This window comes from Sphingobium sp. SJ10-10 (genome assembly GCF_036038995.2).
GTDB lineage: Bacteria > Pseudomonadota > Alphaproteobacteria > Sphingomonadales > Sphingomonadaceae > Sphingobium.
Genome location: NZ_CP158132.1, coordinates 2,962,337 through 2,987,050 on the forward strand (window position 1 = coordinate 2,962,337; position 24,714 = coordinate 2,987,050).

Sequence of the window (24,714 nt, forward strand, 5' to 3'; positions counted from 1 at the left end):
AACTGGGCTCCTGCCTTCGCAGGAGCACGGTGCAAGCGGGGCTTGCTTCCTTTCTGCCCTTTCGATGTAAGGAAGGGCAAGGGGGACCGCCATGCTTGACGAACAGATGTTGCCGGACAAACAGACCGGCCTTGCGCGCAGCCTGGGCGTGGCGGGCGTGCTGTTCCTGACCCTGTCCGCGACCACCCCCGCTTCTTCCGTCTTCGTCATCATCCCCGGCATGTTGCAGGAGGCCGGAACCGGCGCGATCTGGGCGATGATCCTCGCCAGCCTGATCTGCGTCACCACCGCCTTCATCTATGCCGAACTCTCCTCCGCCTGGCCGGTCGCGGGCGGCGAATATGTCGCGGTGGCGCAGACCTTGGGGCCGATGGCGGGCTTTGTCATGCTGGGCGTCAATGTCTTCAACAATGTGCTGTTTCCGCCCGTCGCGGCGCTCGGCATCGCATCGGTCATGGCGACGGTCGTGCCGGGGCTGCCCGCCGTCCCGGTCGCCGTCGCGGTGATGATCGGGTCGACGCTGGTCGCGATCCTCAATATCCGGGTGAATGCCGTCATCACCGGGCTGTTCCTGCTGGTCGAATTGCTGGCGGTGGCCGTGGTGGTGGTGCTGGGCTTTGCCGATCATGCGCGACCGGCGCTGGAGTTCCTTACCCACCCTGTCGCGATTGCGGGAGACGGCTGGGCGCCCGCCAGCGCCGCTTCCATCGGCGTCGCCACGACCATCGCGATCTTTGCGCTCAACGGCTATGGCATGGCCGTCTATTTCGGTGAGGAAATGCATGAGGCGCCCAAGCGGATCGCCAGGACCATCCTTGCCGCTCTGGGGCTGGCGCTGCTGTTCGAAGGGGTGCCGCTGCTTGCGCTCTTGTTGGTGAAGATCGACCTTGCGACCCTGCTGACCGTCGATGACCCCTTCGGCCTGCTGGTCCGGCAAAGGGGCAGCGCGGGGCTGTCGGCTCTGGTGTCGGTCGGCATCGTGCTCGCCATCGTCAACGCGATCATCGCCTGCGTGCTGGCCTGCGCACGTTTCTTCTATTCGACCGGGCGGGACCGAGCGTGGATTCCGCGCATCGATGACTGGCTGGTGGCGATCCATCCGCGCTTCGATTCGCCCTGGATCGGCACGCTGATCGTCGGCGGGCTGGGGACGCTCGCCTGCTTCCTGCCGATGCAGTTGCTGCTGGTGCTGAACGGCACCGGGCTGGTGGCGATCTATGGCGGCATCGCGTTCGCCGCTTTGGCCGGGCGTCGCAGCAGGGCGAGCGCCCATGCGCCCTACAAGATGCCGCTCTATCCCATTGCGCCCATCGTGACCTTGCTGGCTCTGGCCTATGTCACCTGGACGAGCTGGCTCGATGTAGAGGAAGGGCGCCCCGGCCTGATCGCCACCGCCGCGCAGATTGCAGGTTCGATTCTTTGGTATAAGCTGGTGCTCTGCCGCCGTGGCCAGTGGAAGGTGCAGACATGACCATCGACCTTGCCGATTATGAAAAGGGTGCGAAGCTCAAGGGCGATTATGAGGAGAAGCTGGCGCAGCTCCAGCAGCGGCTCGCGAAAATCCAGGTCGCGCACATCATTCATGACCGGCGCAGCGTCATCCTGCTGGAAGGCTGGGACGCGGCGGGCAAGGGCGGCATCATCAAGCGCATGACCGCCGAATGGGACCCGCGCTATTATCAGGTCCATCCCATTTCAGCGCCCAATGAGGCGGAGCGCGACCATCATTTCCTCTGGCGTTTCTGGACGCGGCTGCCAGCCGGGCGCAACATCTCCATCTTCGACCGCAGTTGGTATGGCCGTGTGCTGGTCGAGCGGGTCGAGGGTTTCTGTTCCAAGGGCGAATGGAAACGCGCCTATGACGAGATCAACGCCTTCGAAAAGCAGCAGGTCGACGCCGGGACCAACATCATCAAGCTGTTCGTCCATATCACGCAGGAAGTGCAGGACGAGCAACTCGCCCAGCGGCTGGACACGCCGTGGAAGCGGTGGAAGACCGGGGCCGACGACTATCGCAACCGCGCGCGGCGGGCGGATTATCTGGACGCCATGCACGACATGTTCCGCAAGACCGATATGAAAGCGGCGCCCTGGCAGGCGATCGACAATAATCATCGCCGGGCCGGGCGGATCGCCGCGCTGGCTTATGTGGTCAAGCGCCTGGAAAAGCTGGTGCCGATGGACTTTCCGGAGGCCGATCCGGAAGTCGTGAAGCTGGCGGCCAAGGCCTATGGTTATAAGGTGCCATAGAAAATATCGTGAAATCAGTGCCTTGTAACAAAACTGTCATCAAATTCTAACGGCTCATTTACCATTTTGGGCCTAATCGGCGCTTATGTACGCGCCCCAGATGCTCGACCGATCTCCGCCGAAACCGATCCCTTCCCAGGGGACAGGCCTGGTTCCTGTGACGCCCAGTCCGGCGATTCGACTGGGGCGCCCGCTCAGCGAAGCGGTCGACCATTTTCAGCATGATCCCGCGCTGCGGCTGTTGCCGGTGCTGGACGCCGCGGACCGACCGGTGGGCGCGATCTACGAGCGCGACATGCGGCGCATCCTCTTCAATCCCTTCGGCCATGCTCTGTTGCGCAATCCCAGTTTTGGCGGCCGGCTGGACGATCATGTGCGGACTTGCGCGACGGTCGAGCGGCGCGCCAGCATCGAAGCGCTGATCGACCTTTATGCCGCGCAGGGGCAGGGCTGCGAGGGGCTGATCGTGGTCGATGGCGATCGCTATGCCGGGATCGCCGGAGGGCAGCTCCTGCTCAAGCTCGCGGCGGAGCGGGATGCGCGGGTGGCGCTGGCGCGGGTCGAGCGGCTGGAGATGGTGACGCGTGAAAGCGCGACCTTCCGGGGCGATATCCAGACGCTGATCGCGGATCTGGTGGCTATGGCGGACATGCTCTCGCGGCTGGCGGAGGATGCGGCGGAGCGGTCGGCGCATAATGGCCATGCTTCGGCGGGGATGGCGGTGGCGGCGGCGCAGACGGCGGACAATCTGTCGGGCATCGCGGCGTCGGGGCGGGAATTGGGGCTGTTGTTCCAGTCGATGGAGGAAGAAGTGCGGGAGGCGGGCGCCGCCATTCGTGCAGCGGTCGACCAGACGCAATCGGGCGCGGCGCAGACGCGGACGCTGAGCGTGCAGGCCGACGGGATCGGTGAAGTGACCGCGCTGATCGACGCGATTGCGCGGGCGACGACGACCTTGGCGCTCAATGCCGGGATCGAGGCGGCGCGTGCCGGGGATGCCGGGCGCGGCTTTGCGGTGGTTGCGCGGGAAGTGAAATCGCTTGCCGGGCAGACGCGGGAGGCGGCGGCGGAGATCGCGCAGCGGATCGACCATATTCGCGTCACCGTCGGCCATGTCGCGCAGGGCCATGCGCATATGGACGCGGCGATCGCGACGGCGGACCGGCTGTCGGCTTCCGTATTCCAGGCGGTGGCGCGGCACGGAGCCTTCAGCCGGGCGATTGCGGGCAGCGTGGAGGAGGCGGGCGAGGCCAGCGAACATATCCGCGCCAGCGCCAGCCAGATCAGCGTCAATGCGGGCGTGGCGGTGGAAGGTGCGCAGGCCATGCGCAACGCGGCGAGCCGCTTGTCGGAAGAAGCGCACCGGCTGGATGATCGCGCCAGTGCCTTCATCCGGGCGATTCAGGCGGCCTGAAGAGAAAACGGGCTGGCGTCGGCGGCAAATCGGGTTAGGCTCAGCTTCCAAAAAGAAGGAGAGGATGCATGCTCGTCATGTTCGTGGGCGCCGACCGGACCGAAACCGCCGTCAATGCCGCGCAGGTCACCTTCGTTTCATCGGTCACCGACGGCACCCGCATCCGCTTCGGAGAGGGGCGCAGCGTGACCGTGGTCGAGCCGATCGGAGAAGTGATGGAGCGGCTCAACGTGTCGTTGCGACCGCATGATTAGCGGCCGGCGCGTTGGCGAGTGAGGGTGGAAGGCGGACGGTCTGCTTCGCGCTGTTTTTCTTGAAGCGCATGGTGCTCCTGCGAAGGCAGGAGTCCAGTTCCTGCGGTGCGATGATCCGCAAACGGCGGGACTGGGTTCCTGCCTTCGCAGGAACACGGATGCGCTTAATGGCGGAAATTGACAAATAATCACTCCGGATAGCGGATCGCCATCACCTCATACTCCTTCTCCCCCGCCGGGAGCATGACGCGGCGCAGGTCGCCCACCGCCGCGCCGCGCAGGGCGCGGGCGATGGGGGTGGCCCAGCCGATGCGGCCCGCGCTGGCGTCCGTCTCGTCATTGCCGACCAGGGTCACGGTGCGATGCTGGTCGTCCTCGTCCGCGATGGTGACGGTGGCGCCGAAATAGACCTTGCTCTTGTCGGGCTGCTGGCGCGGGTCCACGACCTTGGCGTCCTTCATCTTGCGCGACAGGCGCTTCAACTGGCCGTCAATCTCGCGCATCCGCTTGCGGCCGTAGAGATAGTCGCCATTTTCGCTGCGGTCGCCATTGCCCGCGGCCCAGCTCACCACTTCCACGATCTTCGGACGCTCGACGCCGAGCAACTGGTCATATTCGGCGCGCAGCTTCGCAAAGCCTTCGGGGCTGATGTAATTGGGATAGGCGGTGCTCATGCCCCTGCCCATAAACCAAGTTCAGCCCGGTGTCTGCTTGCCGAGATATTTGGACAGCGGCGTCGTGGTGCCCCGGAAACGCGCGCGCTGCGGGTTCATTGCTTCGTACACCACGGCATTTTCCAGCACCCGCTGGACATAGTTGCGCGTCTCGAACAGCGGAATCTGCTCGATCCAGCGCAGCATGTCGGCGCCGGGCAGGCGCGGGTCGCCATTGGCGCTGATCCAGCGGTTCACATTGCCCGGCCCGGCATTATAGGCCGCCACCGCCAGCGGATAGCTGCCGCCATAATAGTCGAGCATCCGCTGGAAATAGGAGGAACCCAGCATGATGTTGTAGCTGGGATCGTTGAGCGCGCCGGGGTCATAACTCATGCCCAGTTTCCCCGCCTGCTCCCGCGCCGTGCCGGGCATGAGCTGCATCAGGCCGCGCGCGCCCGCATGGCTGACGATCTGCCGGTCGAACTGGCTTTCCTGCCGGGCGATGGCGTGGACCATGGTCCAGTTAACTTGCGCTTCGGTCGGAACCGGCACGCGCGGGAAGGCGCTTGTCCCATAGCCGGTGAGGCCGCTCGACACGGCGCGGCGGCCGACCATCACGCCCATGTCGGGACGGCCGATGCTCTGCGCCAGTTCGACGGCCAGATAATGGTCCGCGTCGCTGTCGGCATTGTTCGCGATGGCGCGGGCGAATTTGCTCTGATCCTCCCAATAGCCCATTTCGCCCAGCGCCTTCACCGCCCGGACGACCGAGCGGTTGGCGAAGGCGGTGCGTTCGGCAGCGGAAATTTCCACCGGGCGCTCGACAGCGGCAGGGGCCGGGATCGGGCTGCCCAGCCGTTCGAGCGCGAGCTGGCCGTAAAACTGGTCCGGGAAGACGGCGGCGCGGGCGAAATAGCTGTTCGCGCTGGCGGCATCGCCCGCCTGGAGCGCGGCGCGCCCGGCCCAATAGAAGCCCTTGGACTGGGTCTGCGGCGATTTGGCGGCGGTGGCGTAGCGGCGGAACATCTCCACCGCGTCGGCGGGCCGGTTCAGATTGTAGAAGGCCGTCGACCCCGCCAGCCAGGCGAGGCTGGTATAATCGTCGCGCTCGCCAATCGGGCGCGTGTTGACGTCGGTGCCGGGCAGATAGGCGTCGTCCAGCTTGCTGGCGATGCCGTAGGCGAAGCTCCACTGGCTGTCATTTGCGGCGGCGCGGGCTTGCGTGAGCAGCGTCTCATACCATTTTTCCGCGTCGCCGGGACGGAAGGTCAGCGCCGGGCGGTTGGCGAGATATTGGCGGCCGGCGATCCAGTTGCCGGTGCCCAGCAGCCAGCTTGCCTTGTCCGCGACGAAACCCGCGTCGCTCGCGCCGATGCTTTCCGCAAACTGCATTTTCATCGGGGCATCGGGCGCCTTCTGGCGGAAAGCGATGCGCGCCTCATAGACCGGGCGGCGGGCGGGCGAGACAAGGCCAAGCATCCGCTGCGCGCCCATGATGTCGCCCTTCCACAGCAGCATGTCGGCGCGCAGGTCATGTTCGACCGAGGTCCAGCTTGAACCGAAGAGCGGGAGCAGCCGCGCTTCGTCATCGGGCGACAGCGTGCCGCCGATCCAGGCATTGCGCGCGGCGACCCGCGCTTCGCCCATGCGATTCTGCTGCATCAGCGCCAGCGCATAGCGCGCATTGCCGGTGGCGGTGCGCGGAGGGAAGCGGGTGAAGAACGCGACGACCTGACCCGGATCATAGCTGTTGGGGTTGATGCCGGTTTCCGCCAGCCGCCGCATCCGGTCCTCGCCCGGCCAGCCGGGATTGGCCATGATGAAGCTGGCATAGGTCGAAAAGCCCAGGGCATCGCTTTGCTGGAGCCCGCGCCACTGGCTGATCGTGCCGGAGATGCTGGGATCGCTCGCCATGCCGATTCGGCCCTGCGCCTGTTGCCAGGGACTCGGCTCATGGGAATTGGGAATCGACTGCACCACGGCGCCCGGCGGATAGGCCGCAGCGGGTGCTGGCACGGGCGTTTCCGTCTGGGCGCTGGCGCCTGCGGTAAAAAGCAAAAGAGCAATCAAAGGCATACGGACCATGACGGTTTCTGGGGTTAATTCAGGATTACGAGATGTCACCCTACTGGACATTATCGCAATTGCATCCTTATCAGGCCCTGAATGACGCGCTATAGCGCGCCGTTCGCGTGTTTGACGCTATGATGCCCCGGAATCCCGGTGAATTGAAGGAGTTTGTTTGCGATGTTTTCCGGGTCGATTCCGGCGCTGATCACGCCCTTCCGCGATGGCGCCGTGGACGAGGCGGCTTTCCGCGCCTTTGTCGACTGGCAGATTGCCGAGGGCAGCAGCGCTCTGGTGCCCTGCGGCACGACCGGCGAAAGCGCGACCATGACGGTCGAGGAGCATAATCGCGTCATCGCCATCTGCGTCGACCAGGCGGCGGGCCGGGTGCCGGTGATCGCGGGTTGCGGGTCGAACGACACGCGAATCGCGCTGGAGCATATGTTCGCGGCGCAGGCGGCGGGCGCCGATGCGGCGCTGGTGGTCGCGCCCTATTATAACAAGCCCAATCAGGACGGCGTCTATCAGCATTTCGCCTATCTGGCCGAGCGCTGCGACCTGCCGATCGTGCTGTATAATGTGCCGAGCCGCACCATCACCGATATCGGCGTCCCCGTCATCCACCGCCTGTCCGAAGAATTCCAGTCCATCGTCGGCATCAAGGACGCTACCGGGAATCTGGGGCGGGTCAGCGCACAGCGCCTCGCCTGCCGGCCCGATTTCTGCCAGCTTTCCGGGAATGACGAAACCGCGCTGGGATTCAACGCCATGGGGGGGAAGGGCTGCATCTCGGTCACGGCCAATGTCGCGCCGCGCCTGTGCGCCGATTTCCAGAAAGCAATTGCGTGCGGAGATTGGGATGGTGCCTTGGCGCTTCAGGATCGTCTCTACCCGCTGCATGATGCTCTGTTCAGCGATTCTTCACCCGGCCCGGTCAAATACGCCCTTACGCGCGTCCGGCCCGACATGCCCGGCGATGTCCGCTTGCCGATCACTTGGCCGTCGGAATCGAGCCGCGCCGCCGTCGACCGGGCGTTGGAGATTGCCGGACTGGTATAAGGCTGCGCCGTCCCCATATCCCCTTCTTTCGGGCCGCGTGCCCGGAATAAGGACCGGGCGCAGTGCGTATAGGATGCGACTGGGTTCGACACGAACGCCATAATCGAACGGAAGTTTAGAAAAGACTGATGGCCCGACCCCGTCCCGAAGCCTTCGACAAGAAGAAGATCGTTGCCGAGAACCGGCGCGCGAAATTCGAATATTTCCTGGAGGATGTGTTCGAGGCGGGCATTGCCCTCCAGGGCACGGAGGTCAAATCGCTGCGCTTTGGCGAGGGCAATATCGCGGAAAGCTATGCCGAGCTGAAGGGCGAGCAGGTGTGGCTGGTCAACAGCAACATCCCCGAATTCAGCCATGGCAACCGCTTCAACCATGAGCCCAAGCGGCCCCGCAAACTGCTGTTGCATGAGCGGGAGATCGCCCGGATGCACGGCGCGGTGGAGCGCAAGGGCATGACGCTGGTGCCGCTGTCGATCTACTTCAACAGCCGCGGCAAGGCGAAGGTCGAGCTGGCGCTGGCCAAGGGCAAGAAGACCCATGACAAGCGCGAGACGATCAAGGAACGCGACTGGAAGCGCGATCAGCAGCGCATCATGAAGGCGCATCGCTGATGGACAATAGACTCAGCCGCTGGTGGCACGCTAATGCCCCGACCCGCGAGTCGCTGGAACATAATCGCTTCCTGGCCCCGGTGGCGCATCGGGTGCTGGAGCCGTCCTTGTGGCGCTTTACCCGGCGGTCGGTGCCGCGTGGCGTGGCCTTGGGGCTGCTGGTCGGCATCTTCCTGCTGATCCCCGGCGTGCAGATTGCGGGCGCGGCGCTGCTGGCGCTGCCCTTCCGTGCGAATATTCCGCTGGCGGCGGCGATGACCTTCCTTTCCAATCCCGCGACGACGCCGCTGTTCCTGATGGCGTCGGTGTGGATGGGCAACTGGATGCTGGGACGCAGCGCCGACGCATCGGGCTTCATGGCGCTGGTCGACAAACATGCCTCGATCCGCGACTGGTGCGCCTGGCTCTTTTCCGAAGCGGCGCCGGCGATGTTGCTGGGGCTGGCGCTGATTTCCCTCGCTTTCGCGGTGGTGGGCTATTTCCTGGCCGACTGGATCTGGCGCCATCGCATGGGCCGGAAATGGCATGCGCGCAAATTGAGGATTGGCAAGGCACTCGAAAGCAGCGCATTGGAGGAAGTCGCTTCGGCCTGACGGGCAGGGGCGGCAAGTCCATTGTGAATGCAGGGGGATAGCCGGGCCGTGTCCGCGCGTGTGATCAGGGATGGAGACGCTTGGGCGGCTGACCGGCCGTCGCCTCTGATCCTGCCTCTGCTGATCCTGCTGGCGCTGATTTCGGCGGGGCTGGTCGTCTATGCCGCCGGGAACTGGGCGCTGGGCGCCGGTTTCGGCGCTGCGGTGCTGGCCGGGGCGGCGCTGCTGAGCTGGTATCGCAAGCTCCATCCGCAGGAAGTGGCGGTGGGCGAGGCCGTGCCCGACTGGACGGTGGCGCGGGCTGCGGCGGATGCGTCCAACATGGCGATCGCCGTCACTGACCGCGCCGGGCGGCTGGTCTGCGCCAGCGATCTGTTCGGGGAGTGGTTCCCCGGATTTCCCGCGCCGCCGCATATCACCAGCGATGCTGCCCTGTCCGACAATCTGGGCAATGCCGCCCGCGCCGCCTGGCGCGATGGCGAAGCGCGGGTCGAGGGGATCGTTCAGGGCGCGCTGCGTCTGGACGCCTTCATTGGCCGCACCGGCCGGTCGGAAGATTATCTGCTGTGGCGCTTTTCCCCGGTGCGCCAGCCGAGCGCGCTGGATGACGTGCATCGCCTGCTGACCGGGGAAGCCGGGCGGCAATTGGGCGAGGCGGGCATCATGGCGGTGATGATCGGCGGCGAAGGGCGCATCCGGGCGGCCAATGGCGCTTTCCTGCTGCGCGCCGCCGGGCGGATCGATGCGAATATCACCGGCCGCGATTTCGCCGCGCATATGCGGGTGGACGACAAGGCGCGGTTGTTCCTGGCGCGGGAGGAATCGGGCGGCATTCCGCTGCGGCTGTTGCAGGTGCCGCTAAAGCGCGCCACCCAGCCCGCCGGCGCGCAATCGGGCGCGCAGGACGGGCCGATGCTGCTGCTGCTGATCGACGAGCCGGCGGGCAATGCGGGTGGGACATCAGCGCTTTCCTATATCGAAACCCTGCTGTCCTTGCTGCCTTTCGGTCTGGCCATGGCGGATCGCGACGGACGGGTTTTGTTCATGAACAAGGCCTTTTCGCGGGCGGCGGGCCTCAAGGTCGAGGAAAAGCCGAGCTATCCTGGCGATCTGGTGGTGCGGGAGGATCAGGCGGCGGTGGCCGATGCGGTGCGGCGCTTTGCGGTCGGACCGCAAATGTCGGGCGACGTCGCCGTGCGCATGCGCAGCCAGCCCGACGAGCCGATCGCGCTCAGCCTTGCCGGTGTGCGGGGCTTGGGCGAGGCGGCGGTGCTGCTGTCCCTCAAGGACAATAGCGAGGAAAGCAAGCTCAAGCGGCAGGTGGCGCAGGCGACCAAGATGCAGGCGATCGGCCAGCTCGCGGGCGGCGTGGCGCATGACTTCAACAATATCCTGACCGCGATCATCGGCCATTGCGACCTGATGCTGATGCGTCATACGCCGGGCGACAGCGACTATGACGACATCCAGCAGATCAAGTCGAACAGCAACCGCGCGGCGGGGCTGACGCGGCAGTTGCTGGCCTTCTCGCGCCAGCAGACGTTGCGGCCGCAGATATTGCAATTGCCCGATATCGTCGCGGACGTCTCCAATCTGCTGAAGCGCCTGCTGGGCGAGAGCGTGAAGCTGGAAGTCACCCATGGCCGCAATCTGGGCGCGGTGCGTGCCGACCCTGGCCAATTGGAGCAGGTGATCGTCAACCTGGCGGTCAATGCGCGCGACGCCATGCCGGAAGGCGGCACGCTCAATATCCAGACCTATGCCGTGCCCGCCGCCAAAGTGCGGGAGATGCGATCGGACATATTGCCGCCTGCCGATTATACGGCGGTGCGGGTGTCCGACACTGGCCTCGGCATTCCGCCCGATATTCTCTCGAAGATTTTCGAGCCCTTCTTCACCACCAAGGAATTGGGGAAGGGGACCGGTCTGGGCCTTTCCACCGTCTACGGCATCGTCAAGCAGTCGGGCGGGTTCATCTTCGCGGAGTCCGAGCTGGGGCGCGGGGCGAGCTTCGTCATCTACCTGCCGGTCTATCAGGGCGCCGATGCCGATCAGGCCGCCCAGCCCAAGGCGCCGGTCCGCCGCAGCGAAACCTGGGGCACCGGCACGGTGCTGCTGGTGGAGGACGAGGATATGGTGCGCGCCGTTGCCGAACGCGCGCTGACGCGGCAGGGCTATAAGGTGCTGACCGCCAATGACGGCGAACAGGGGCTGGAAGTCTTGGGCGGCGATGAAAAGATCGACCTGCTCATTTCGGACGTGGTGATGCCCAATATGGACGGCCCGTCCATGGTGGCGCGGGCCAGGGCCAGCCATCCCGACCTGCCGGTGCTGTTCATGTCGGGCTATGCCGAGGAGCAGTTGCGTAAATCGATCGATATCGCCAATGTGGCCTTCCTGCCAAAACCCTTTTCTGTCAGCCAGTTGGCGGAAGCGGCGCGGGATGCACTGGCGATGCGGCCGGCGCCGGAGTGAGTTTGGAGAATGAACTTCTGCGCAGCCGGGGAATTATGCTGGTCGGAAATCGCGTTTGGGGCAGCGATGGGCAATATTGGGGACCGCAAGCATGTCTGACGGCAAGACCATCCTGATCGTCGAGGATGAAGCAATGATCGGCATGATGCTGGAGGATTATCTCGACACGCTTGGCTACCGGCTGCATGCCATTGCCGAATCGGTCGATGAGGCTTGCGTCAAGGCGCGTGAGGGCGGCTTCGACGCGGCGCTGCTCGACTGCAACTTGCATGGTGAGAAAAGCTGGCCGGTGGCGGACATATTGGCGCAGAGCGGCATACCCTTCGTCTTTGCGACGGGGGGCATGGCGGACGATCTGCCGACCGGCCATGCGGACCGGCCGACATTGGCCAAGCCCTTCACCATCGGCGCGGTCGAACGCGCGCTGAACAAGGCGCTGGGAATATAAAGGGAAATTTTCGTTCCCCTCTTGTTCCATAAGAACAAACGGGATACATGGTGGCCACGCGCCACTTAAATCGGCGTGTTCCGCTTGACAGGGGATAGGCCGATGACAGCAATGCTCTCACTCATCGATTCCAAGAAGACAGGGACAATGGACAGACAGAAAGCATTGGAAGCGGCCCTTTCCCAGATCGACCGTGCCTTTGGCAAGGGCTCTGCGATGAAGCTGGGCAGCCGCGAGAAGATCGAGATCGAGGCGATCTCGACCGGATCGTTGGGACTGGACATCGCGCTTGGCATTGGCGGCCTGCCGCGTGGGCGCATCGTGGAAATCTATGGCCCGGAAAGCTCGGGCAAGACCACGCTGGCATTGCATGCCATTGCCGAAGCGCAGAAGGCCGGCGGCACCGCGGCTTTCGTGGATGCGGAACATGCGCTCGACCCCGGCTATGCCAAGAAGCTGGGCGTCGACATCGACGAACTGATCGTGTCGCAGCCCGATACCGGCGAACAGGCGCTGGAGATCGTCGACACGCTGGTGCGATCGAATGCGATCGACGTGCTGGTGATCGATTCGGTCGCCGCGCTGGTGCCGCGTGCGGAAATCGAGGGCGAAATGGGCGACAGCCATGTCGGCCTTCAGGCCCGCCTGATGAGCCAGGCGCTGCGCAAGCTGACCGGCTCCATCTCGCGCTCGCGCTGCCTGGTGATCTTCATCAACCAGGTCCGCATGAAGATCGGCGTCATGTACGGCAATCCCGAAACGACGACCGGCGGCAATGCGCTCAAATTCTACGCCTCGGTGCGTCTCGACATCCGCCGCACGGGCCAGATCAAGGACCGCGAAGACATTGTCGGCAACGCGACCCGGGTGAAGGTGGTCAAGAACAAGGTGGCTCCGCCATTCAAGCAGGTCGAATTCGACATCATGTATGGCGAGGGCGTGTCCAAGATCGGGGAACTGCTCGACATTGGCGTGAAAGCGGGTCTGGTCGAGAAATCGGGCGCCTGGTTCTCCTATGACTCGGTTCGCATCGGCCAGGGGCGCGAGAATGCGAAAACCTTTCTGAAAGAACATCCCGAGATGGCGGAACGCCTTGAAAAGGCGATCCGCGGCAAGACCGAGGAAGTGGCTGAAGGGATGATGGCCGGACCCGAAGCGGAGGATGATGGCGAATAAGCGCTGACAGGCTTTCCGGCCAGATCAACCGGAGAACCTCGGCGCGACACTGCCCGCCTGTCGCTTCACGCACTGAAAAGGCCCGCTGCGCGACTGGCGCAGCGGGCCTTTTACCGTAAGGATATATGCGCCAGAAATTCGCTGGTGGCATTGAAGCGATACGGTGGCAGAGCTATCGTGGCTGGAAATGGCCAATTGCTGACGCGAGATATCCGTTCGGGCTGAGCGAAGTCGAAGCCTTCAGCCGAGAGGAGCGAGGTTCCCATGCTTCGCCTTCGCTCAGTAAGACCCTTCGACAAGCTCAGGGCGAACGGAAATTGAAGATCCGCCGTGCACCCAAAGCTGCTCGATTTTCTTCAAGGCCGACAGTCAATTTTGGTCCCATCGCCCGCTACCGCCGAACGGGCTCAATAATCCTTCGAATAGCGCAGATTGGCCGACGACCCTGCGTTGGTGCCGGTCTTCGACAACAGGCTGAGCGTCTTGGACAGGGAGATTTCAAGCTGCGTGGCGGTGAAACCCTTGGGGTCGGTGATCACCTCCACATAGATATTGTTGGAAATATGCTGGCCGACCGAGAGCGACGTTCCGCGCCCGGTCGCTTCGTCGCCGCCGACGATGCCGATGCGGTCGACGCCTGAGGCGTTTTGCAGCTTGCCCATCGGATTAAGGCCGCCGCCGCCCCCGCGCAGGCCGTTGAGCGCCGCCGCCAACTGGATCGCCTGCGTGGCGGAGAGGTTCGCCACATTGTCCCCGAACAAGATGCGCGCCAATATTTCGTCCTGCGGCAGCGTCGGTGTGGAGACGAAGGCGATATCGGGCCTTTGCGCCGTGCCGCCGACTGCGATCCCCGCCGTCACATCGTCGATCCGGGTGTCGGCGCGGATCGCCAGCGCCGGGTTCATCATCGGGCCGTTGAAGGTGATGACGCCCTGTTCCAGATCGAACTGGTGGCCGGAGAAGCTGTAGCGGCCCCGGATCACCTCGATCTTTCCGATCACGCGAGGATCGGTGGCGGTGCCGGTGATGCGCATGTTCGTCTTCCATTCGGAATCGAGTCCCATGCCGGTCACATAGATTTCGTTATCGGCGCGCACGCGGACATCGAGTTTCCATGGCGTCGGTTTGGCCGCTGCCTGTCGCACGGCGAGGCGCTGGTCGAGCAGGTCGGAGCCTTCGCCCTTGCGCCGGACGCCGGTCAATTGGCGTATATCGGTGCCGCCCTGCCAGGCGACGCGATAGCGGGTTTCCGGGAGCGACAGGTCGCCCTTGATCAGGCCGCCATTGGCCGCGCTGTTGCCGATGTTGAGCGTGCCGCTGACGACGCTGGTGATCGCGTCGCTGCGCGCCAGCCGCGCACGGTTCAGCTTCACCGCTATGTCCATCGGATAGCTGCTTTCCGCCGCCAACCCTACAGTGCCGCTTGCCTGTACGGTCCCGTCCCCTGCACGCCCGGAAAAGTCGCGCAGGTCGAGCCGGTCGTTGGTGAACCGCCCATCGAGCCGCATCTGCGTGACCCGGGTGCCGAAGCTCTCATTCTCATAAGTCAGCGCATTGGCGCGCACCAGGCCATTGAGGCGCGGCGCGGTCAGCCGCCCGCCGAAATCCGCCGCGACCGCAATCGGCCCCGTCAATTGCTGATCCGCCAGCCCGGCGAAGGAAAAAAGTACATCGGCCGGTCCGGCATAGCGGATGCCGCCGCCCAGCGGCGCGGACTGCAGTTGTTCGCTCCAGTTCGCCCCCGGTCCCGGTGGGGCGAGCGTCGCGACGAAGCGGCCCAACGTCGCATTGCCGCGCCGGATGAGACCGCGCATGTCGCCGCCCGCGCTGGACAGCTTGCCCTCGATCGCCATCGATACCGGATCGGACACGGCGGTCAGGCTGGAGCGGCGGAAATCGCTGATTGCAAGGCGGGTGGTTGCGGTCGGGAAAGCATATCCGTTTTGCGTAAAGTCCAGCGTGCCGGTGGCCTTGCCGCTGACGCCCAGGCCCGGCGTCGCCATATTGACGATGGCCAGGTCGAAATCCTTGAAGCGCGCCTGCATTGCCGTCTGCTGGCCGAAGCGGCCTGCGAGATCCACGCGGCCCTGCGGCAGCACCAAGGTCGCGGGTTCGAGGCGATAGCCCCCGCGTTCGATACGGATGATGGCGGGCTGGGCGAAGCGGAAGGGGATGTTGCTCGCCCGGCCCTCCAGCGCGATGGCGTAGAGGGTTGGCCGCAGCGCGGTGTTCATCGCAATGGAGAAGGGGGCGCCCGTCGATCCGTCCGCGACGAGCTGCGCCCGGCCGCGCCCGCCCCGATAGTCGATCCGCCCACGCGCCTTGCGCACGACATAACCGCCATAGGCGGCGTTCGCCATCTGTACGTCGGCGGTGATCTGAGGCTGGTCGGCCAGCACCATATTCGCCGCGATCAGCGCGCGGCCGATCGCCACATCGGCTTCGCCCGGCAGCTTCGCATTGCTCGCGATGGCATTGAGCTGCGCGCCCTGCGCCTTACCCACTGCCATCAACTTCACCGCGCCGCTGATCCCGGAGCCATTCATGGCAAGCTGGCCGGTAAAGGAACCAGCCGGGCTTTGCTGCACGCGACCGTTCATGTCGACCCCGGCGAAACGCGCCCTGGTGATGTCGACGATCAGCGGGCCTTTCGCGGTGCGGATCAGTACATTGGCGAAAAAGGGCCCATAGGGCGACCCGCCGATGGTTTCGAGCCGATAGCCTGCCGCCTCTCCATGCAGCTTCGCGACCACGTCATGCAACTGCACGCCGATATTGGGCCGGGCAGCGCGCAGCACCGCCTGCGGTCGTTCCATCGTGCCGCGCACGGTTAGCGCCAACGGACCATATTGGCGGGACGAAGCCTTGGCGTCGAAGCTGATCGCGCCGTCCGTATCATAGCTGCCCGACCCGGAATGGACTTTGAAATTGGGTGCCGCGCCTTTCAGCCCGGCGAGCGTGAACTTGCCCTCCGGCGTCATGCCGATGCGCCCCGACATCACGGCATTGCCGCCCAGGAAATCGCGGACCGAGGCATTCTCCCACCGCGCGGTGCGGACGCCGAACCTGCCATCCAGACCGAAGCCACCCCTCGGCCCCGGCACCAGATGCACATCGGTGTTGAGATTGACGATGCCGACGCCATCGATCTTGTAGTCGTTCACCCGGCCCTTGAGCGCGCCGCGATAAATGGCGTTGTCGAGATCGGCCAGCACGATGGCGGTGGCGTCCACCCGGTCGCTGTCGATCTTCAGATTGTCGCTGATCAGCTTGCCCGCGGCATAAGCGAAGTCGCCCTTCACCCGCAGATTGTGCAACAGGCCGCCCGCCGCCGCATTGAGGCCGGTGACGCGGCTGGCGGTGGCGCTCACGGGAATGCGGATGCGGTCGGCATCGATCACAGCGCGCCCGCTGGCTTTCAGATTTTCGATGCCGGTGGCGTCGAAGGCGAGTTGCTTCGCCGTGATGTCATAGTCGATGAAGGGCGTCGCCATCGGCCCGTCAAGGATCACGGAGGCGCGCACGTCGCGGCCCTTCACCTTTTCCATGATCGCGCCGGGGGTGAGTAGCGCGGCATCGATCTTGAGCGCGCTGAACCGGCTCTTGCCGAGGTCGACCAGACCTTGCGCCGTGGCGGAAAGAGCGGGAGATTTCAGCGATCCCTTGAGGCTCACCCGCCGCTCGTTGAGGCCAGCGAACAGATCGACGTCCAATGCTGGGGTGGTCAGCCGGTCGACCGTCCCGGCAAAGACCAGCCCGGGGCGCACTGGTCCCTTTGCGGTGAAATTGCCGTCCCGGGCCGCGAGCGCGATCTTCGCCAACTCTCCCTTGCCCGAGGTCGCGACCAGCAGTCCGTTCCACGCCTGCCATGTCCCCTTGCCGTCCAATGTCGCGGTGAAGCCGTCAGTCAGGCCGCTCATTGCCGCGATCACGCCGCCCTTGGGCGCGGTCAGCCTACCCTTCATGGCAAGGCGGTTCTGTGCGGGCACGGCGTCCAAGCTTGCAGCCAAACGGTCGCCGCTGTCCACCACCGCATTGGCCGACAGGATCGCCCGGCCGTCCGCGATATGCGTGACGCCGTCGATGGCGATCTCGCGCTTCTGGCCGATGACGGGCTTGGCGACGAGGAAACGGGCGATCTTCAGCCGGTCGACGTCGATGTCGAGGTCGGGCAGGATCGGGGCATTGGGATCGGTCCTGGTGACGTTGAACTGCGGGCTACGCGCCAGCACCACCATCGGGCTTTCCAGCAGCCGCACCGAAATATGGTTGTTGATGTAGCGGAAGGGGTTCCACACCACATGCACTTCCGGGCTGACCGCGAAGATGCCCTTGGGATCGCGCAGCACCAGATTGCGGATCGTCATGTCGTCATAGATCGACCCGTCGATCCGGCCGACCTCGATCGCCATGCCCGATTCCAGCTTGAGCGCGGCGATCTGGCGGATCAGGAATGTCTTGCCCGGCTGGGTGTTGAGGAACAGCAGCAGCCCGGCGGCCAAAACCACCAGCGCGATGACAAGGCCGACCGCGCCCAGCGCGATCTTCTGCCAGAGCGGCCGCTTCTCGCGAATGATGATCGTTTCGGTGGGAGGGGTCTGATCCACCATCAAAATGCCTGCCCGATGCCGATATAGAGCGCGAATTTGGACTCGCCCGGCTGCCGGTTGACCGGCATGGCGATGTCCGCGCGGAAGGGTCCGAAATTGGTGTAGAAGCGCCCGCCGATGCCGACGCCGTAACGAACGTCGGAAAATTGCGGCATGGAGCTTTCATAGACCTGACCCGCATCGACGAAGGCGACCACGCCATAGTCCCCGAAGCGGTAGCGGCCCTCGACCGCGAATTCGTTGACGGATCGGCCGCCGATCGGATCGTTGTTCGCGTCCTTCGGCCCCAGTTCCTGATAGCCATAGCCGCGCACCGATCCGCCGCCGCCGGCATAGATGCGCCGGGAGGGCGCCACATCGTCGCGCTTCACCCCGCTGATCGTGCCGACCCGCGCTCGCCCGGCGATCACCAGACTGTCGGATAGTGGATAATAGCCGGTAAGGTCGAAGGTCGCCCGCAGATAGGGCGAGAAGCGACCATGTAGCGACCCTTCCGGCTCCCCGCGCAAATTGGCGCGGAAGCCCTTGGTCGGGTTCAGCAGATCGTTGGAGCGGTCATAGCCGATCTGCACCGGCAGGCCGCCGATGAAATAGGTCCGCCGCGCTTTGTTCGCCGTCGCCGGGTCGACCACCACCTGTTCGTTGCTCAGCAACACTTCCGCGCCATAGCTGTAGGTCCAGCGCTTCTGGAAGATCGGCGTCGACTGGCGCGACCAGCCGATATTGAGACCCGCCGTATAGGCTTCATAGGCGTCGTAATTCTGATGGTTGAGCGTGATGCCGGTCTGGAAGCTCTTGTCGCGCTTGCCCGCATTGGAGCGGCGGAAGGTGCCCGACGCGCCCTGTTCCTGCGTGCCCGCAATGACGCTGGCGATCACCGCGCCTTCGGGCGGGAAGAGGTTGCGGTGGGTCCAGGTGCCCTCGGCGCGAAAGCCCTGGCCCGTGCCATAGCCCAGTTCCCCGGCCAGCGTGCGGGGCTTGCCTGCCTCCTGCGTGACGCTCAGGTCGACATATTCGGTGCCGTCCGGACCCGGCTCGTTAGTGCGCACGGGATCGATCGAAATGCTCGAAAACAGCCCCGTGGCCACAAGCGCCCGGCGCAGATCGTCGACCTTGCGGCTGTCATAGAGTTCGCCCGGCTTGAAGCGGCTGATGCCCTTCATATGATCGGCGCCAAAGGCTTGCTTCTCGCCCGTGGTGGTGATGCTCCGGAACGATCCGCGCGGCCCCGTTTCCACCGGCAGCGTATAGTCGCCTGTCGCTGTCGCGGGATCGAGCAATATGTCGCGCTGCCCGACCTTGGCGAAGGCATAGCCGTTTTCCGGCAGCTTGACGCCGACATTGGCCTCCGCGCCCTCGACCGCCGCCGCGACGATGAAGTTGCCGGTCTGGAGCGGCAGGCTGTCGCGGACCAGGTTCGGCGGCACCGTCGGCCCAGCATGGATGACGATGTCCCCGATCCTGTAGCGCTTGCCCGGCGTGACCGAGACGATGGCCTTTAGCCCTGCGTCGCCCGCCTGATCCAGCGAGGCGAGGGCGGTCGCGTCATAATAGCCCTCTGAATAGAGCAGCCGGATGGCCAGCGCCTCGTCCTCATGGGCGCGTGCCTGCACCATCGCGGCGGTGTCGGCCTTGCCGTCGCCATCGATCAGCGCGGAAGAGTCGCGGAACTCGTCTTCCAGCCCCGTCTTGCCGAAGCCCTCGACCGCCACCGCATAACGCACCGCTTCGGTCTTTTCATGAGGGTTGGCGTCGGTCGCGACTTGCAGCGGCACCTGCACGCTGTCGAGCGGCGGCAGCGGCTGCGCCAATTCGCGTTCCTCCTGCGGCTCGACTGCCGGCGGCAGTTCCTGCGTCGCGCTCGCCTCGGGCATTTGCTGATCGATCCATTGATCGATCGACGGCAAGGGCGCGCTGCTGTTCGCAGGAGCCTCGCCCGTCTTGGGCCGCCGCGCCTCGAACTCACTGTCGGGCAGGATCGGTTCTTCCTGCTGGGGCGGGGGCGTTTGGGCCATCAGGGGGAGGGGGGAGGCCGCCATCATCATCAGACCCAAGGCTCGCCGGACCCGCTTCTGCCTTGAACCCATGGAAACCGCTTTGCCCCTTTTTGCCCGGCGCCCGTTGCGGGCGGGAATAGCAATACGCGCAATAAGTTGCTTCGGTTCCGCTTGCGTCATGAGGGCGACCGCTTCCCTCCGAATCCCAACCGGTCTAGAGCGGACCCATGACCATTGCGCTCAACATCACCCATTCGATCCTCGGTCAGCCCTGGCGGTGGCGTGGAGGCAATGGGGACGGGCGCGATCCGGGCTATCGGCCCGACGATCTGGTGACGCAATTGCTGTTGGCGCGGGGTTGTCCGCGCGACGCGGTAGAGGCGCATCGCAATCCCACCATCCGTCATTTCATGCCCGACCCCAGCCTGTTCCGCGACATGGACGCCGCCGCCGAACGGCTGGCAGACGCGGTGGCGCGCGGGGAGGATGTCCGCATCTTCGGTGATTATGACGTGGACGGCGCCACCAGCGCCGCGCTGCTGATCCGCCTGCTGCGCGATCTTGGGTTGGCTGCCCGCCCCTATATTCCCGACCGGCTGATGGAGGGCTATGGCCCATCAGGCGAAGCGCTGGTCCGGCTGGCGGGCGAGGGCGCCACACTGATCGTTACCGTCGATTGCGGCGCGCAGGCTTTCGAGGCGCTCGCCATGGCGAAGGCGGCAGGCGTCGATGTGGTAGTGGTCGACCATCATAAATGTGGCGCGTCGCTGCCCGACGCGCTGGCGCTGGTGAACCCCAATCGTCTTGATGAAGCGGCAGAAGCCGCCGCCCACGGACATCTGGCGGCGGTGGGCGTGGCGTTCCTGCTCGGCGCGGCGTTGATCCGGGTGTTGCGCGGGCGTGGCTGGTTCGCCCAGCGATCCGAACCGCCGCTAATGGAACTGCTCGACATCGTTGCGCTTGGGACGGTCGCGGATGTGGCGCAACTCAAGGGTCTCAACCGCGCCTTCGTCGCGCAGGGTCTCAAGATCATGGCGAAGCGCCGCAATATCGGGCTCTCCGCGCTGATCGACGCCAGCCGCCTGACGCGGGCGCCGCTCTGCCATGATCTGGGCTTTGCGCTCGGCCCGCGCATCAATGCGGGCGGGCGCGTGGGCAAGGCGGATCTGGGCGTGCGGCTGCTGACCACCGAAGACCCGGCGGAGGCCGCGAAGATCGCCGCCGAACTCGACCAGCTCAATGAAGAACGCCGCGCCATAGAGGCCGCCGTTCAGGCTGAGGCGGAGGAGCTTCTCGCCGCGCAAGGCAATCGGGCGGTGGCCCTGGTATCGGGCGCGGGCTGGCATCCGGGCGTGATCGGCATCGTCGCCGGGCGCATCAAGGAGAAAGCGGGCCGCCCAGCCATCGTCGTCGCGATCGATGAGAATGGCACCGGCAAGGGATCGGGCCGCTCGATCTCCGGCGTTGATCTGGGCGCGGCGGTGCTGGCAGCGAAAGACAGCGGCCTGCTGGTCGCGGGCGGTGGCCATGCCATGGCGGCGGGGCTGACGGTTGCGGCGGACAGGATCGATGCGCTGGCCGAATTTCTGGATGAGCGGCTTGCCAACGCAGTGGCCAAGGCTCGCGACGACCGGGCGCTGCTGATCGACGCGGTCCTGGCGCCTGCGGGGGTCAATCCGGACTTCGTCGCCGCCATCGACGCGGGCGGCCCCTATGGCGCGGGCTGGCCTGCGCCGTTGATCGCTTCCGGGCCAATGCGGGTCATCAAGGCGGATGTCGTCGGCAATGGTCATTTGCGTGCGATCATGGCGGGCGACGACGGCCGCTCGATCAAGACCATCGCTTTCCGCCAGGCCGAATCCGATCTCGGTCAGGCCATTCTGGGCGCGCCCCGTGACCGGCGGCTGTGGATTGCGGGCCGGGCGAAGATCGACGATTGGGGGTCGCGCCCGGCTGCCGAACTGCATCTGGAGGATGCCGCCTGGGCCGATTGAAGAGGGGATCGGCAATTTTTTGCTCTGCGTCATTTACATGACGAAAAGGGGGTTGACCGCTCCGAAGCCACCGCCTAATGCCCGCCTCGCTTCGCAGTGACGCCCAAGTGGAACTGCAGTGGCCCCTTCGTCTAGCGGTCTAGGACGCGGCCCTTTCACGGCTGAAACACGGGTTCGATTCCCGTAGGGGTCACCACCTTCCTCTCCTGGGAGGTGTCATTACGTCTCGTAAATGGCTGTTTTCTGCGGATTTTCTGTGATATAACCGTCTCAGACGGAGCAGGCAGATACCACCTCATACCAACAATCCAATGGTAGATATGATGGTAGAGCTAAGCTCCCCTGACGGGAGATACCATCATGGGTCTGACTGCTGTTGCCATCAAGGCGGCCAAGGGTCGCGACAAGCCCTATAAGCTCACCGATGGCGACGGATTGTTCCTCTATGTGACCCCCAATGGCGGACGCTACTGGCGAATGAACTATCGCCATCTCGGCAAGCAGAAGACCCTGGCCTTCGGCGTCTATCCCGACACGGGCCTTGCCGATGCCCGCGAGCAACGCGACGCTGCCCGCAAGCTGCTGGCACGGGGCGAAGATCCAGCGGAACGGATCAAGCTGGACCGGCTCGCCGCGACGATGGCGGCGTCCAACAGCTTCAAGGCGGTGGCCGACGAATGGCTGGTCAAGGTTGAGCGCGAAGACCGTTCCGCCGCCACCATGAAGAAGCTGCGCTGGCTGCTGGATTTCATCAATGCATCGGTCGGCAAGCGCCCGATCGCCTCCATTTCCGCGCAGGAATTGCTGGTGATGCTCCGCAAGATGGAGGGCAAGGGCAAATATGAGACGGCCAAGCGCCTGCGCAGCACCTGTTCACAGATATTCCGCTACGCCATCGCCACGGCCCGCGCCGAACGCGATGTGGCCGCCGACTTGCGCGGTGCGCTGATCGCGCCCAAGCCCGTTCATCGCGCCGCCATCACCGATGCCAAGGAGGCTGGCGGACTGTTACGCGCGCTGGATGCGTTCGAGGGGCATGCCAACACCAAGGCCGCCCTGCGCCTGCTCCCGCATGTGTTCGTCCGTCCCGGCGAACTGCGGTACGCCGAATGGGCTGACTTCGATTGCGACAAGGCGCTTTGGACCATCCCGCCGCACAAGACCAAGATGCGCAGGGCGCATACGATCCCCCTCTCCCGTCAGGCGCTCGCCATTCTCGCGACCATCGAGCACGATAAGGACTATAGCCGCTTCTTGTTCCCGTCCTTGCGATCAGTGGACCGGCCCATGTCGGAAAACACCATCAACGCCGCCTTGCGTCGCATGGGCTTCGCGCAGGATGAGATGACCGGCCACGGGTTCCGGGCCATGGCGGCCACACTCCTCAACGAAATGGGCCTGTGGCATCCCGACGCGATTGAGCGTCAACTCGCCCATTGCGACAACAATGCCGTGCGCCGCGCCTACACGCGCGGGGAATATTGGGACGAGCGCGTCCGCATGATGCAGCATTGGTCGGATCACATCGACTTCCTGCGCCACGGCGCAAAGATCCTCAAAGGCCCATTCAAAAAGGCGGAATAAGCGACACGTTCGACCCTTGTCGGTCATTCAGCACATAATTTTTGATCTCCAGGTGCGGATGGTCTGGTATCTGTCGGCCGCCGACCCAGTTCAAGTCATCCCGCGCTCCACGCTCGAATGTCCAATCGGGCCGAAACCGGTCGTTGAAATGCAATTAAGCAGCTGGACTTCTGTGTGCCCCAAATTCGGTCCTTCAAGATTGGCTGAGCCGATCCCTAGTAGTTGAGCGGCGAAGGCTCCGCGGATCGTGTCCCAACACGTGGTGTAGGTTCGCCGGCGGAGCCATGGCGATCTCCGGCTAGAGCCGGGTTGATCATGCTGCCATAGGCGGCAGCGTGACGAGGGGATCATCGCCGATTTGGGCGACGCTTTCCAGTGTCATGTAGCGTGAGCGCTGGACGGCCCATTCATCATTTTGTTCCAGCAGGATAGCCCCGACCAAGCGGGTGATGGCGTCCTCGTTGGGGAAGATGCCGACCACTTCTGTTCGCCGCTTGATTTCGCCGTTGAGGCGCTCGAGCGGATTGGTCGAGTGCAACTTCGTGCGATGCTGGGGCGGGAAGGACATGTATGCCAGTACATCCTGCTCTGCATCATCCATCAGCTTGGCGAGCTTGGGCACTGCCGGTCGAAGCTGATCAGCCACCTTGCGCCACTGGATCGTGGCGGCCTCGGCGGTTTCCTGAGCGTAAGCGGTGGCGATCAGCGCGGAGACGACACGGTTCCGGCTCCGCCCGGCATGAGCGATGGCATTGCGGGCAAAATGCACGCGGCAGCGCTGCCAGGTGGCATTGAAGACACGCGACACCGCCGCCTTGATACCCTCATGGGCGTCGGAGATGACGAGCTTCACACCGCGCAGGCCCCGCCGCGCCAGATTGCGCAGGAAGTCGGTCCAGAAAGTCTCGGCTTCCGATGCGCCGATCGCCATGCCAAGCACCTCGCGCCGGCCGTCGCTATTGACGCCGACCGCTATGGTGACCGCCACTGAGACGATCCGCCCCGCCTGCCGTACCTTGAGGTAAGTGGCATCGACCCAGAGATAGGGCCAGTCGCCTTCGATGGGCCGATCGAGGAACGCCTTCACCCGCTGGTCGATCTCCTGGCACAGCCGGCTGACCTGGCTCTTGGAGATGCCGCTCATGCCGAGTGCCTTGACCAGATCGTCGACGGAGCGCGTCGAGATGCCCTGTATGTACGCCTCTTGGATCACCGCCGTCAGCGCCTTCTCCGCCAACCGGCGAGGCTCCAGGAAGCCGGGGGAATAGCTGCCGGTGCGCAGCTTGGGGATGCGCAGTTCGACCGTTCCGGCCCGCGTCTCCCAATCCCGATCGCGGTAGCCATTGCGCTGGGCCTGCCGCTCTGCGCTCTTCTCGCCATAAGCGGCGCCCGTCAGCCCACCGACCTCGAGTTCCATCAGCCGCTGCGCGGCAAAGCCGATCATCTCGCGCAGAAAATCGCTGTCGGCACTCTTTCCCAGCAGCGCCTGAACGTCCATCATCTCCTTGGTCATCGGGATCTCCATA

At 64.7% G+C, this 24,714-nt stretch carries 17 protein-coding genes and 1 tRNA gene; 13 read left to right on the forward strand and 5 right to left on the reverse strand.

Annotation, left to right across the window (positions count from 1 at the left end; all coding sequences use genetic code 11):
- Positions 1–91 precede the first annotated feature (91 nt).
- The 4 genes from VVT58_RS14460 (at position 92) to VVT58_RS14475 (ending at position 3,918) form a co-directional block, all read left to right on the forward strand.
- Complete coding sequence (locus tag VVT58_RS14460) at positions 92–1,471, forward strand: APC family permease (RefSeq protein WP_327752454.1); 1,380 nt, start codon at positions 92–94, stop codon at positions 1,469–1,471.
- Positions 1,468–2,250: a polyphosphate kinase 2 family protein gene (locus VVT58_RS14465; RefSeq protein ID WP_087576227.1), complete on the forward strand. Its 783-nt coding sequence runs from the start codon at positions 1,468–1,470 to the stop codon at positions 2,248–2,250. Before VVT58_RS14460 ends, VVT58_RS14465 begins: the two co-directional genes overlap by 4 nt.
- A gap of 157 nt (positions 2,251–2,407) precedes the next feature.
- Positions 2,408–3,664, forward strand: coding sequence for a methyl-accepting chemotaxis protein (locus VVT58_RS14470; RefSeq protein ID WP_269465588.1), 1,257 nt, complete (start codon positions 2,408–2,410; stop codon positions 3,662–3,664).
- Positions 3,665–3,732: 68 nt separating this feature from the next.
- Complete coding sequence (locus VVT58_RS14475; protein ID WP_066560473.1) at positions 3,733–3,918, forward strand: hypothetical protein; 186 nt, start codon at positions 3,733–3,735, stop codon at positions 3,916–3,918.
- Between the two features lie 188 nt (positions 3,919–4,106).
- Here VVT58_RS14475 and greB read toward each other — a convergent pair whose 3' ends face one another.
- Positions 4,107–4,592 carry a transcription elongation factor GreB gene (gene greB, locus VVT58_RS14480; protein WP_087575970.1) on the reverse strand — a complete coding sequence of 162 codons (486 nt, stop codon included), beginning with the start codon at positions 4,590–4,592 and terminating at the stop codon, positions 4,107–4,109.
- A 21-nt stretch (positions 4,593–4,613) separates the two neighbouring features.
- Complete coding sequence (locus VVT58_RS14485) at positions 4,614–6,650, reverse strand: lytic transglycosylase domain-containing protein (RefSeq protein ID WP_327752552.1); 2,037 nt, start codon at positions 6,648–6,650, stop codon at positions 4,614–4,616.
- 171 nt (positions 6,651–6,821) lie between these two features.
- On the opposite strand from VVT58_RS14485, the gene dapA reads away from it, so the two are divergent.
- From dapA to recA, 6 genes are all read left to right on the forward strand, one after another.
- The gene (dapA, locus tag VVT58_RS14490) at positions 6,822–7,700 is read left to right on the forward strand and encodes a 4-hydroxy-tetrahydrodipicolinate synthase (protein WP_066560463.1); all 879 of its coding nucleotides are present in this window, start codon (positions 6,822–6,824) and stop codon (positions 7,698–7,700) included.
- A 128-nt stretch (positions 7,701–7,828) separates the two neighbouring features.
- Positions 7,829–8,311 (forward strand): SsrA-binding protein SmpB, encoded by a 483-nt coding sequence (gene smpB / locus VVT58_RS14495; protein WP_066560460.1) that lies wholly within the window; start codon positions 7,829–7,831, stop codon positions 8,309–8,311.
- Positions 8,311–8,904 (forward strand): DUF2062 domain-containing protein, encoded by a 594-nt coding sequence (locus VVT58_RS14500; RefSeq protein ID WP_327752453.1) that lies wholly within the window; start codon positions 8,311–8,313, stop codon positions 8,902–8,904. Before smpB ends, VVT58_RS14500 begins: the two co-directional genes overlap by 1 nt.
- A 48-nt stretch (positions 8,905–8,952) precedes the next feature.
- The gene (locus VVT58_RS14505) at positions 8,953–11,379 is read left to right on the forward strand and encodes a response regulator (protein WP_066562023.1); all 2,427 of its coding nucleotides are present in this window, start codon (positions 8,953–8,955) and stop codon (positions 11,377–11,379) included.
- A 91-nt stretch (positions 11,380–11,470) separates the two neighbouring features.
- Positions 11,471–11,827, forward strand: coding sequence for a response regulator (locus VVT58_RS14510; protein WP_066560455.1), 357 nt, complete (start codon positions 11,471–11,473; stop codon positions 11,825–11,827).
- A gap of 102 nt (positions 11,828–11,929) precedes the next feature.
- Positions 11,930–13,003, forward strand: coding sequence for a recombinase RecA (gene recA / locus VVT58_RS14515; protein ID WP_066560453.1), 1,074 nt, complete (start codon positions 11,930–11,932; stop codon positions 13,001–13,003).
- Between the two features lie 407 nt (positions 13,004–13,410).
- Here recA and VVT58_RS14520 read toward each other — a convergent pair whose 3' ends face one another.
- Entirely contained in the window at positions 13,411–17,613 is a 4,203-nt protein-coding gene (locus VVT58_RS14520; protein ID WP_327752452.1) for a translocation/assembly module TamB domain-containing protein, read from the reverse strand.
- On the reverse strand, positions 17,613–19,700 hold the full coding sequence (locus VVT58_RS14525; protein WP_327752451.1) for a BamA/TamA family outer membrane protein: 2,088 nt from the start codon (positions 19,698–19,700) through the stop codon (positions 17,613–17,615). The genes VVT58_RS14520 and VVT58_RS14525 overlap by 1 nt, the downstream gene beginning before the upstream one ends.
- 137 nt (positions 19,701–19,837) lie before the next feature.
- Here VVT58_RS14525 and recJ point away from each other — a divergent pair, with 137 nt between their 5' ends.
- The 3 genes from recJ to VVT58_RS14540 all read left to right on the forward strand — a co-directional run bounded on the left by recJ (position 19,838) and on the right by VVT58_RS14540 (position 23,188).
- Complete coding sequence (gene recJ, locus VVT58_RS14530; RefSeq protein WP_327752450.1) at positions 19,838–21,604, forward strand: single-stranded-DNA-specific exonuclease RecJ; 1,767 nt, start codon at positions 19,838–19,840, stop codon at positions 21,602–21,604.
- A 120-nt stretch (positions 21,605–21,724) separates the two neighbouring features.
- Positions 21,725–21,800: transfer RNA gene (locus VVT58_RS14535), tRNA-Glu, on the forward strand.
- A 164-nt stretch (positions 21,801–21,964) separates the two neighbouring features.
- Positions 21,965–23,188 (forward strand): phage integrase central domain-containing protein, encoded by a 1,224-nt coding sequence (locus VVT58_RS14540; RefSeq protein ID WP_327752449.1) that lies wholly within the window; start codon positions 21,965–21,967, stop codon positions 23,186–23,188.
- 313 nt (positions 23,189–23,501) lie between these two features.
- On the opposite strand, the gene VVT58_RS14545 is transcribed toward VVT58_RS14540, so the two are convergent.
- A complete protein-coding gene (locus tag VVT58_RS14545; RefSeq protein ID WP_327752448.1) occupies positions 23,502–24,701 on the reverse strand; it encodes an IS256 family transposase in 1,200 nt (399 codons plus the stop codon).
- Positions 24,702–24,714 lie beyond the last annotated feature (13 nt).